Below are 11,592 nucleotides of genomic sequence, written 5' to 3'. Positions count from 1 at the left end.
AAAATCCGACATGGAGCTTTCCAGACCTTCAATTCCGACAATTGTAAAGGGAGTTTTTTCCAGCAAGCTTGTCAAGGCTTTGCGCTCCGGCGCTTTCAGGTTTGTAGCGGCAATGTCTGCCGGAATGCCGTGTTTATTGCACAGAGCCATCGCCAGAGATTGCGGTAAACCAAGCATTTGCAGAATGCTGGTTACGCGCTTCTTGGGATTGTTTTGAATGAGAGCGGATATCTGGGAGGCATCCGCCAGGCATAGATAGATGTGGTCTCCAGCGTTTAAAGAACGTGAATTGTCCAGGATCAGGGGACCGCTGAAACCGGTGTGAGTGAAGAGCAAATCCCCGGTGGCACAGTGTTTGCCAAAATAGAGCGAAGCCTTCAGCGATACTCCGGCGCAGGTGCAGAATGCCGAGTAGTCCTTGATGCGGATAGAAGCCAAAGCCGGCCGAGGTGGAATTATACTGTGACCCAGGCTTTGTGCCAGACGGTAGGAAGAGCCGTCGCTGCCGGATTGGGGCCAGGAAGCTCCTCCTGCAGCCAGAATGATAGCAGATGCGGCAAATTGCCTGCTGTCATCTGTGGATAGCGTAAAACCGCCGTCCCGGATGCTGATCCCAGAGATATTACAAGCCGTGCGGATGGTAGCCCCGCGACTTAAGGCGAGTCTGAGCAGGGTATCCCGTACATCCGCGGATTTTCGGCTTTGGGGAAATGCTTTGCCATCTTCTCGAATAAATACCGGACAGCCAGCATCCTCCAAAAGGCGGATAAAAGCACGATTGTCGAAAGCGTAGAAGGCGGGTTTGAGCCAGTTGCGGAATTCACCCAAGGCTTTCAGGAAGCTCTCGCTATCGCAGGAATTTGTAAAGTTGCACTGTCCGCTGCCCGAAAGCAAGAGTTTTTTGCCCGCCATAGGATTGCGCTCCAGAATTACTGCCTCTTTTCCGCATGCTATGGCTGCTGCCAGACCCGCAGGACCTGCACCTACGATTGCGATCATTTCTTGAGCATCGCCTTGCTGAAGATATGGGCGGGGAGTTTGGGATTGATTTTTGTAGGTAAGGAAATACTGATTTGCTTGGTGATCATGAACGCTTCACCTCATTGTTTATGTTTATTCTGTAAGAATATCTTCTCCGTAGTATCTGTCAAGAACATACTGCGCAGAGGCGTTATAAGGCTCTATTTTGATTGCGGTTACGCTACATTTGATCGCCAAAAAAAACGAACGCCACCCGGAAATATCCAGGCTCGGCGTTCGCAGTGACAACAGGATCTTGTTTAGGATACCCTATAGTGATTACCAGAAAAGTATCGAAAGAACTAACATGAGTTAATCTCCACTTTTCCCCTACAGATTAGCTCTTAAAATAATAAAGTGTTCCCTAGAAGCTCTGTAAGTTGTTACAAATAGAGCTGATATATTTCGGGGATTGTACAATATCCTAGCTGGTGCGGGTGGAGAAACTGCATTCTTTTGAACCGCTATCTTTGCTGATTTCGAATAAGCTTTGCCTCCGGAATGATGTCAACTACACTGGTGATGTTCGCAGAGATGGCATACAAGTCGCCGCTGCCGCCATCCGGACTTCCGTGACCAATTAGCCTGAAGGGAGTGGTATTGGCGTTGGAACCAAATTCTGCCTGTGCTTCCCATATCATCGAGGGTTGACCAGAGCCCCAGCGTCCGCCCGAAAAGGCTGGATCGCCCTGGGGAGCATCTGCCGTGTAGAATGCGTTGAAATCTGTGGAATGGTTGATTTCCATCAGCACTCGATATTGCTGTGAAGATGCGTTAAAATTTGAGGATACGCAGAAATCGTATTTGGGTGTAGCCGCAGTAAATAGGGCAGGGACAGGGTTTTTGCGGGTGGGCATCAAAATACCGGGTTCATATTCTTTGTGTTGCTTATACACCCAAACTGCAGGGTCCGGCGGACCGAATGCAGATAAAGCAGAACTGACAATGGTGGGTATCCGGGATGCCGAAAGCTTGAAAGCACTCATTATGCAGAGAATTCAGAACATATCCGGCTCTCCTGCCGATAGATCAGTGGATAACAAGAGTAGTGAATTGCAGGTATTACAAAGCATTCATAAGGAATTGGCAGCTCTGCGTGAGGAATTGAGCAAAAAGCAATAGCAAGTCTTGACCTGAGCTGGAAGACTCTTTCTCAAATATCGGTGTAATACCTGGCTTTTTACAAGAGCTTTTCGATGAGCCGTTGCCCTGTCTATACATTATTGCAACGCAGTACCCGGGCTGGCTATGATGAAACGCATCTTTTGCATTATAGTGTTGCATAATCTCAATTTTTATCCTTGCTTAGGCTTTACCATTTATCCAGATGGGAAGACCACTTTTCGGGTAGAGTTATTACATGTTTCGACGCGCGATCGCTTGGGAACCGCTATTGTAAAGGATTTGCCGGATTTGTCCCAGTGTTGTCCGCTACATAGTATTAGAGGCTTCTTTGGGGATAGCCTCTAAAGCTAGAAAAAACATATTGAAATACATCGCTCTGCATAAGCGACGGGGCGAAGCTGTATCGGTAAGTAGGGCAATACATGGGTAGATAAGGTACATGCGCGTCTGCAAGAAAATAAAGAGCATGAGTGCAGAGTTGTCAAGCAGGGGTGGTAATCTTGCAACAAAACAGTAAGTAATTCCGAGAATTCCACTTGACATTTTATTGCCCTGTGACATGTTTGAAAGAAAATGAGATTTGGGAAGCTACTTTGAAGAAACTGCTAATCATCCCGTTGCTATGGTGTTCGCTGCTGGCTGCAGTAAGTCCTGAGAGAGCTATGCTGTATTCTGCCTTGATACCTGGAGGTGGGCAAGTGTACAATAAAGCTTATGTAAAAGCGGGGATTGTGGTGGGTTTGCAGGCATGGAATGTGGGCAGAGCATTGTATAACGACGCCAAAGCGGATGACTTTATCAAGAAGTCCAAGCTAAGCACCGATGCTTATTACACTCAGTATTACAAGGACAGGGCGGAAGAACACAAGCAGAAGCGCCGCAGCGATATCTGGTGGATTGGCATCACCACTGCCCTGAGTGTGTTGGACGCTTATGTGGATGCTCATTTGGAGAATTTCGACAGTGAAAAACAGCGCTTGCATCTGCGCTTTGAAGAAGGAAAGGCAGGGCTGGAATTGGTCTTTTAACATTAACATTGGAGCATATATGAAAAAACAATACCTGTTTGTATTTATCTTGGTTTTACCTCTGATTTTGATTGCAGCGAAAACCATGACAGTTCAGGAGTTTGAGTTGGAGGTCTGGAGGCTTACAAATGTGCAGAGAGCGCATTACGATATCCCTCTTCTAGCTTATGATCACGGTTTGGCAGATCTTTCCCGACTACACTCTCAGAACATGCTGAAACACAACTTCTTTGCTCACAAAGATCATCTGGGAGATGAGGTTGGCGGACGAAAAATGAAATACTACCCCAACCTTCTGGTTACAACCATCGGAGAAAACCTGGGTAAATTCCGCAATTCCGCTGGTACTTTCAGCCCAATGGAAGTGATTACCGGTTGGATGATGTCTCCGCCTCACCGGGATAACATTCTGAATCCAGAATATACTCATCTGGGGGTGGGTTTGATTCTAAATGGAGAGACCATGTATACCACACAAAACTTTGCCACTCCCATCACTAAGATGACATCAGGACTACCAAAAAAGCTAAGTAAGGACAAAACCTATCGCTTAAGCTTTGAATATATGTCCGGACAACCATCACAAAAGCTAACAGCAACTCTACGCTTTCCGAACAAGAACATAATCTACAAGATTTCTGAAGAGCAGGCTATGGTGGGCGGACAGCCCCTGCCGATCTGCTGGAGTTCAGCGACAGATTTTTATGTGGATGTTCCCTTTTGGGCAGGTAAGGGCGATTACAAGCTTTGTTTCGGTTTTGATGGCGGGTATTTTCCGGAAGGTATCACCCTTAGCGCAAAGTAAGCTCTACATATACTGGACAGTGATCTGAGCCCATTACATCTTGGCGGATACCGGCTTTGTTAATCATGTCCAGATGTTCCTTATCGATGAAGAAATAGTCGATTCTCCAGCCGATGTTGCGAGGTCGGGCTCCGACGCGATAACTCCACCAGGAATACTGATCCTCAGATGAATCGAAATGCCGGAAAGTATCTACCCAACCGTGTTCAACCAGTTTATCCAGCCATTGTCTTTCGATGGGTAGAAAGCCTGATATATTCTCGTTTTCCTTGGGCCTTGCCAGATCAATCTCTTTGTGTGCAGTGTTGTAATCTCCCGCAACTAATATCGCTTTTCCGCTCTTGCGCTTGCTTTCCATTACTTCAAGCGCTTTGTCGTAAAATCGCAGCTTGTAATCCAGGCGGCCGTCGTTCATGGCTCCATTGGGGAAATAGACATTGAAGAGAATGAATTGATCGTATTCGGCAATGTTTATACGCCCCTCGGTGTCAAACTCCTCTACTCCAAAGGCATCTGAGAAGGAAAGCGGTTCCACTTTGGAAAACAGAGCTGTACCGGAATAACCCTTGCGAAGGGCAAAAGACCAGTATTTGTGATAAGAGCTAAGCTCTGCCAGCTCCTCAGGAATCTGATGTTCCTGCAGCTTTGTTTCCTGTAAACCGACGATATCCACATCAGCTTTTTTGATACTGGGAATAAAGCCTTTGTTCATGGCAGCCCTTAGTCCGTTCACGTTCCATGACCAGATTGTGATCTTCATGTGTTCCTCATTATCGTTTCTAATAGATATAGTAAGCGAAATGCACAAGAATTGCAAGCAAAGCAGCTATCAAAGAAGCCTGTGCAAAATGCTGCTTGACACTCAGGAGAGGGAAATTATATTGTCTACAGTTCTTCAAAGTATATAGGGGGTGACATGGTTTCGACAGGGAACCAGTGTGGTAGAGATGCATGTCGGAGATGCTATCCACTCCGTCAACAAGTAGCAAATGCAAATTAACTGCAAACGATAACTTACTCTTAGCCGCTTAGTGCGGTTACGTTCAACCTTTTCGTGCCATCGGGAAAGGATTGGGCGTCGTAACAGTATGGCTGCCCGTGTGTTGACCGCCGATATACACATGTTAAGCTTTTCGGCTGGGGCTTTGCGGGTCTGATTGTCTTTGCCGTAATGCCTGAGACCTAAAGACAACTAAGCATGTAGATTCTCTATGGCGCTGTTCTTTGGACGCGGGTTCGATCCCCGCCACCTCCACCATTTATATAATCTCACGAAAGTGTAAATGTCCTTCAAATGCGATTCCACAAGAGACAGACACCATCAGATTAATATAGGATTTCGGATTTTCAAGTATAATTCTTCCGGTTTTTCTAAACATACATGGAAAAAAGTATACATCCCTGAATAACTACACCACAAACGATTACACAGACTCCATGAAAGACTAAATAACCTACTCTCGATTATCCGAAACAAAATTTGAAACATTCTGCTTGACTAGTCTCGGTACCCAGTCAAGTATGGTATGCGATTCGTAGTATCTGCCATATGCGGTAGATATCGACGCTATGTACATGGAGGTATTGTGAGAACAAGACAACTTGTGATAGTGCTCATCATCGTGCTCCTAACCATTATCAGCAGTGAGGGATGGGCGCAGGAGTACCCCGGGATACATTATCTGTATAGTTACCAATGGTACGCGTCAGGGGGGATGTTCGGAGGACTGGATTGGTCAACGATGGGAAGCTCTGTGTTCTATACTTCTGAAGACAACCCGCTATGCGTTGACAGCCTGCGCTATATATTTCATCATGATGAGGAGAATCCTGATTTTGATGTTGATATTGATGAGATCCGCCCATTTGATGGGGATTTGCAACTCTTCACCGATTACTTCATCCTCAGAAGCCCAGGCAGATATCACCCATCCATGACAATGTACCGCATCAGCAAGATAAACTATCAGGGCTACTATCTGGAGGATTGTCTTTCGAATTCGTTGGATCCTGAAGATTATTATCTAAAAGCCTGGCACTACTATGATGATAATATGCGGTTACTGGCTTCGGTGATAAAGTATAGCGAGCCTCTCTCCTACCAAAGAAAAGAATACATTGTGGATCTGCAAGGACGCAGAATTGAGGAGATGCACTATAGCTCCCCAGATTCACTGGATTGGCAAGCTACAAAACGTATCACTTTTGAATATGGTACCGAACCGTTTGGGGAAAGCCGGGATTTTGAAAAGCACGCTTTATATACCCCAGATTATCTCATGCAACAATGCGGTTACTCCGATTTCATCTATTTGAACAACGATTATCCAATCTATTCCACCACCATTCAGATGAGCGATGCCCAAGGGCAATGGTATAATCCCGAAACAAACTATATCAGCTACTCTCAGATCCCTGAGGAAGAAGAAATCTATATTTCGGACACTTATCATGGTTATCAGAATCGTTACGATAACAATGGACTTCTGTTGGAAACTGGAGTTATGGAATATGACGAATTACCCTCGTTCTATTTGAGTTACCAGCATTCCACGGACACATCCATTCCTCATTCACCCCAGATACCACAAATAACAATGAATATATGGCCCAATCCAGTCAAACAGATAGCCAGTCTACATTACTCTCTGGCTAAAGCAGCTACCCTATCAATAAGCACCTACAACATCAAAGGCCAGCTGCTGAAAAAAGAAACATACAGCACTTCAGCACAAAACGGCGAAATCCTCTGGAGTCCTACGGATGCACAGGGCAGATCTCTTTGCAATGGCATCTATTTCGTCCGTCTGGAAGCCAATGGCTCCTGCTATACCAAGAAGTTGATTGTGGGCAAATAGGCTACCAGACAGCTGGAATAATTTACATAAAAAAACAGTAAGAAAACCAACTTACGATATGGAATGCAGAAAATGGCAATCAACTCCCGCAAAAACCTGTCTTCCATGGAGTATCCATCTTAATAGAAAGAACAGTGCTTTCGAAATTAGGAATTCTTTCTACATTGCTCATCATAAGCGCTACCTTACTAGTGACTCGTACAGGCATGAATGTTGTTTTGATATTGCGCTGCCAAACTCCAATCTCCCAGATACTTCTGCCGAATGATTCAGAGCTGCGGTTCACACTCTGTGTCTCAACGTGTAGAGAAGTAGATATCATCGGGTTATCATCGAGTGAGCACAGGATGATAACACCTTGATATCAGGTTCAGCACTGGATCGAACAAAGGGAAAGATAATAATGGATTCAAAGGCTCCCTTCGGTCGTTGTGGCAAGTCGTAGATTGCCACCCCATGCTTGACATGACATTAGTACTTTGCCAAGATAAAAAAGCTGGACAGATTATGGGGATAGAAAATGCTGGCATCATTAGTCGGCATGTAATTGCCAATCATCAGGCTAGAGCCTGAGTTAACCATATCATCTGGGAGGATGAATGCCTTTAACACCTGAGGCCAAAACGGCTATCATGGCAGAGTTTAAACTCCATGAATCAGACACCGGTTCCCCTGAAGTACAGGTCGCGATGCTTTCCAAACGCATCCAAGATATCACTGAGCACCTGAAAGTGCACTCAAAAGATTTCTCGACCCGTCGGGGACTGCTGAAGCTGATCGGGCAGCGCAGGCGCTTACTTGATTATCTGAAACGGAAGGACATCAACCGTTACCGTGAACTGATCAAAGCGCTTGGCATCAGAAAGTAATTACTCAGCCAAGATAATTAGAATCATGGAAAGTGGATGCCGGCGCATGCAAGGCACCACTTTCTTTTTTAGCAACACAAACTAATGTACCTGGGAGCAATCAGCAATAAGCAAATGGGTTGTTGGATGCACCTCTTTGCCTATTGCTTATTCTCCCCGGGCACATAAATCAAGGAGAACAAATGCACAATTTTAACATTACCAGGCGGGAAATCGATTTTTTCGGCCGTAAACTCATTGCCGAAACCGGCAAGATGGCCAAGCAAGCCAATGGCAGCATATATCTGCAATTGGGTGAGACCGCCGTTTTAGTAACAGCTACCATGAGCAAAGAAGCCTCGGAAAACCAGGACTTTTTCCCGCTCACAGTCGATTTTATCGAAAAGATGTACGCTGCCGGCAAGATACCCGGAGGTTTTTTCAAACGTGAAGCCAAGCCCTCCACCGATGCCACTCTGCAGGCCCGCGTGATCGATCGTTCTATCCGTCCGTTATTTCCGGAAGGATTTCGCAATCAAGTCCATGTGGTATTGAATGTCCTGGCTTACGATGGCGAAGTAGACCCCGCCAATCTTGGCGTATTGGGTGCTTCTTTGGCGCTATCCATTTCGGATATTCCCTTCCACGGACCCATTGCCGGTCTCACAGTAGGCTATATCAACGGAGATTATGTGATCAATCCGGACGTAAAACAACTACGCGAAGAATCCAAATTGAACTTGACTGTTGCAGGTAGTGCCACATCAGTAGTAATGATTGAATCCGCAGCCAGTGAGCTGTCTGAGGACATCATGCTGGACGGAGTATATACCGGTCATGAAGCCATAAAAACCTTATGCGCCCTGCAAGAGGAATTCGTGGCTGCCTGTGGTAAAGAGAAAGTGGAAGTCACTATGCTCGAGCTTCCTTCGGAACTACTGCAAAAGATGGAAGACAACTATGGCTCTCGCATTGCTGAATCTGCCACAATCTTGGGTAAGCAGGAACGTCAGGACGCTTTTGATGCCCTTGAAGCCGAGATGTTGGAGAAACACCTGGCTGAAGATGGTGAAGAACTTTATGCTGACAATGAAAAGCAATACAAAGAGGCCTTCCATGAGATCATTCGCCGTTATGTGCGCGCATCGATTCTGGACAAACACTTCCGCGTAGATGGTCGAGGTTTGGACGAAATCCGTGACATCACTTGCGAAATCGATATTCTACCCCGCGTACATGGGTCTGCCCTATTTACCAGAGGCGAAACCCAATCTTTGGGCACTGTCACCTTAGGTGGCGGCAGCGATGAACAAGTAATCGATAGCTTGGAAGAAGAATACAAAAAGAACTTTTATCTGCACTACAACTTCCCGCCTTTCAGCGTAGGCGAAGCGGGTAGAATGGGTCCCACCGGACGCCGCGAACTGGGTCATGGAAACTTGGCTGAACGAGCATTGAAAGCAGTATTGCCGGATTCCGAACGTTTCCCTTACACTATTCGCATCGTAGCCGACACATTGGAATCCAATGGTTCCTCATCCATGGCTTCGATCTGTAGCGGATGCCTGGCCTTGATGGCTGCTGGAGTGCCCATAAAATCCCCAGTAGCTGGCATCGCAAATGGTCTGATTATGGAAGGCGATAAATATGTGGTTCTCACAGACATAATGGGTCTGGAAGATCACTTGGGTGACATGGATTTCAAGTGTGCCGGAACGCGCGAAGGCATCACTGCCATGCAGATGGATATCAAGATCGAAGGCATCACCAAAGATATTATGCGCATCGCTCTGGATAAAGCAAAAAAAGCCCGCTTCCACATCCTGGACCTGATGGAAGCTTGCATTGAGAAACCCAGAGAAGACCTCTCTCCCACAGCTCCCAGAATTGAAAGCTTTAAGGTTCCAACTGACAAAATCGGCGAGATCATAGGCCCTGCTGGAAAGATGATCAAATCCATCATCGAAAGCTGCCAGGTAGGCATAGATATCCAAGATGACGGCACAGTGAGAATCCTTTCTCCGGACAAAGCTTCCATCGACAAAGCAAAAGCTATCATCAAAGGTATTGCTATCGATCCTGAACCAGGCGAAGAGTATGAAGGCCCTGTAACCCGCATCGAACCTTACGGAGTATTTGTGAAGGTATTGGGCGGAGCCAAGGAAGGGATGGTTCACGTGTCTCAGATGCACACCTCCCGCATTGGCCATCCCGAAGATATGGTAAAGCTTGGCGATATAGTGAAGGTAAAAGCCCTGGGTATGGATAAAGGCAAACTATCCCTTACCATGAAAGGAATCCCCGGAAATCCTGAACCCGATCCCAATGCTCCCAAAGACAGACCCGCTGCTCCCAGACGGGATGATTTCCGTCGTGGCGGTGGAGACCGTGATCGCAGAGGCGGTGGCGGTAGAGACCGTAACCGCAGATAGATAAATGCATTGAACATCTACTGGGCGCGATTCTTGATTAGTGTCGCGCCCAGGTCTTGAGAGGTAGAGATGGATTACAAAATCGCAAACATAGAATTGGCTGAATTTGGCCGCAAAGAAATTGCCCTGGCAGAAGTCGAAATGCCAGGCCTAATAGCGCTCAGAGAGCGTTACGCCGACAGCAAACCCTTACAAGGAGCTCGGATTACCGGCAGCTTGCACATGACCATTCAGACTGCCGTGCTCATCGAGACTCTGGTGGAACTGGGTGCCAAAGTGCGCTGGGCTAGTTGCAACATCTTTAGTACTCAAGACCACGCTGCAGCAGCAATAGCACAACGTGGCATCCCCGTGTTTGCCTGGAAAGGCGAAAGCCTTCAGGATTACTGGCGGTGCACATACCAAGCCCTGGTCTGGCCTGAAGCTACTTGCGATATGATCGTGGACGATGGTGGTGATGCTACTCTGATGGTTCATGAAGGGTACCGACTGGAAGAACTCTATTCGGAAACCGGTATTTCCCCTTTGCCCGATAGCGACAATCCTGAATATCGCCTGGTGCAGGAATTGCTCATCTCACACTTGGAAGAAGATCCCCAGCGCTGGCACAAAATCGCCCATCACATCAAGGGAGTTAGCGAGGAAACCACTACTGGAGTCAATCGCTTGTATCAGATGATGCAACAGGGCAATTTACTCTTCCCCGCCATAAATGTGAACGACAGCGTCACCAAAAGCAAGTTCGATAACCTTTATGGTTGCAGAGAAAGCCTGGCTGATGGCATCAAGCGAGGTACCGACATAATGGTAGCGGGAAAGACCGTCATGATCTGCGGATATGGTGATGTAGGCAAAGGATGCGCTCAGAGCATGCGCGGTTTTGGTGCAAGAGTAATCATCAGCGAAATCGATCCCATCTGTGCCCTCCAAGCAGCTATGGAAGGATTTGAAGTGCGTAATCTGGACGACACGGTTGAATATGCCGACATCTTCGTTACTGCAACCGGAAATTGCGATGTGATCCGAGTAGATCATATATTAAAAATGAAGAACAATGCCATTGTCTGCAATATTGGACACTTCGACAACGAGATTCAAGTAAGCAAACTCTATGAGATGGACGGAGTAAACCGAGAGTGCATTAAGCCCCAGGTGGATTTGATCAGACTACCAAACGACAAAGCCATCATCCTGCTCTCTGAGGGCAGATTGGTAAACCTCGGCAATGCCACTGGTCACCCCTCTTTCGTAATGAGCTGCTCTTTTACAAATCAAGTGCTGGCACAGATACAACTGTGGCAAACCAAGCACGAGATTGGAGTTTACACCTTGCCCAAACATTTGGATGAAGAAGTAGCGCGTTTGCATCTGGCAAAACTGGGCGTGGACCTCACTCGCCTTAGTGTAAAGCAGGCCGAGTATATCGGAGTGCCCATCGAAGGACCATATAAACCCGATCTTTACAGATACTAAAGG

At 46.7% G+C, this 11,592-nt stretch carries 10 protein-coding genes and 1 other RNA gene; 8 read left to right on the top strand and 3 right to left on the bottom strand.

The genetic code is table 11. The features are described 5' to 3' along the window. Both PHF32_02180 and PHF32_02175 read right to left on the bottom strand, forming a co-directional pair. On the bottom strand, window positions 1–999 hold a 999-nt coding region (locus PHF32_02180), incomplete at its 3' end, for an aminoacetone oxidase family FAD-binding enzyme (protein MDD4559537.1). 485 nt (window positions 1,000–1,484) lie between these two features. Next, window positions 1,485–1,916 carry a hypothetical protein gene (locus PHF32_02175; protein MDD4559536.1) on the bottom strand — a complete coding sequence of 144 codons (432 nt, stop codon included), beginning with the start codon at window positions 1,914–1,916 and terminating at the stop codon, window positions 1,485–1,487. Between the two features lie 49 nt (window positions 1,917–1,965). Between PHF32_02175 and PHF32_02170 the strand changes: the two genes are divergently transcribed. The 3 genes from PHF32_02170 to PHF32_02160 all read left to right on the top strand — a co-directional run bounded on the left by PHF32_02170 (window position 1,966) and on the right by PHF32_02160 (window position 3,978). After that, window positions 1,966–2,142, top strand: coding sequence for a hypothetical protein (locus tag PHF32_02170; GenBank protein ID MDD4559535.1), 177 nt, complete (start codon window positions 1,966–1,968; stop codon window positions 2,140–2,142). Window positions 2,143–2,738: 596 nt separating this feature from the next. After that, window positions 2,739–3,173, top strand: a complete 435-nt coding sequence (locus PHF32_02165; GenBank protein ID MDD4559534.1) for a DUF5683 domain-containing protein — start codon at window positions 2,739–2,741, stop codon at window positions 3,171–3,173. A 19-nt stretch (window positions 3,174–3,192) separates the two neighbouring features. Continuing rightward, window positions 3,193–3,978, top strand: coding sequence for a CAP domain-containing protein (locus PHF32_02160; GenBank protein ID MDD4559533.1), 786 nt, complete (start codon window positions 3,193–3,195; stop codon window positions 3,976–3,978). Here PHF32_02160 and PHF32_02155 read toward each other — a convergent pair. Next, window positions 3,965–4,738, bottom strand: a complete 774-nt coding sequence (locus PHF32_02155; GenBank protein ID MDD4559532.1) for an exodeoxyribonuclease III — start codon at window positions 4,736–4,738, stop codon at window positions 3,965–3,967. The genes PHF32_02160 and PHF32_02155 overlap by 14 nt on opposite strands. 147 nt (window positions 4,739–4,885) lie before the next feature. On the opposite strand from PHF32_02155, the gene ssrA reads away from it, so the two are divergent. The 5 genes from ssrA to ahcY all read left to right on the top strand — a co-directional run bounded on the left by ssrA (window position 4,886) and on the right by ahcY (window position 11,589). Further along, window positions 4,886–5,236, top strand: a transfer-messenger RNA (tmRNA) gene (gene ssrA, locus PHF32_02150). A gap of 328 nt (window positions 5,237–5,564) precedes the next feature. Continuing rightward, window positions 5,565–6,836: a T9SS type A sorting domain-containing protein gene (locus tag PHF32_02145; GenBank protein ID MDD4559531.1), complete on the top strand. Its 1,272-nt coding sequence runs from the start codon at window positions 5,565–5,567 to the stop codon at window positions 6,834–6,836. A gap of 599 nt (window positions 6,837–7,435) precedes the next feature. After that, window positions 7,436–7,705 carry a 30S ribosomal protein S15 gene (rpsO, locus tag PHF32_02140; GenBank protein MDD4559530.1) on the top strand — a complete coding sequence of 90 codons (270 nt, stop codon included), beginning with the start codon at window positions 7,436–7,438 and terminating at the stop codon, window positions 7,703–7,705. Between the two features lie 182 nt (window positions 7,706–7,887). Then, complete coding sequence (pnp, locus tag PHF32_02135; GenBank protein ID MDD4559529.1) at window positions 7,888–10,116, top strand: polyribonucleotide nucleotidyltransferase; 2,229 nt, start codon at window positions 7,888–7,890, stop codon at window positions 10,114–10,116. Window positions 10,117–10,185: 69 nt separating this feature from the next. Further along, window positions 10,186–11,589: an adenosylhomocysteinase gene (gene ahcY / locus PHF32_02130; protein MDD4559528.1), complete on the top strand. Its 1,404-nt coding sequence runs from the start codon at window positions 10,186–10,188 to the stop codon at window positions 11,587–11,589. Window positions 11,590–11,592 lie beyond the last annotated feature (3 nt).

The sequence above is a fragment of the Candidatus Cloacimonadota bacterium genome (genome assembly GCA_028706475.1).
Taxonomy (GTDB): domain Bacteria; phylum Cloacimonadota; class Cloacimonadia; order Cloacimonadales; family Cloacimonadaceae; genus UBA5456.
This window is presented reverse-complemented; position numbering and strand designations above follow the sequence as displayed.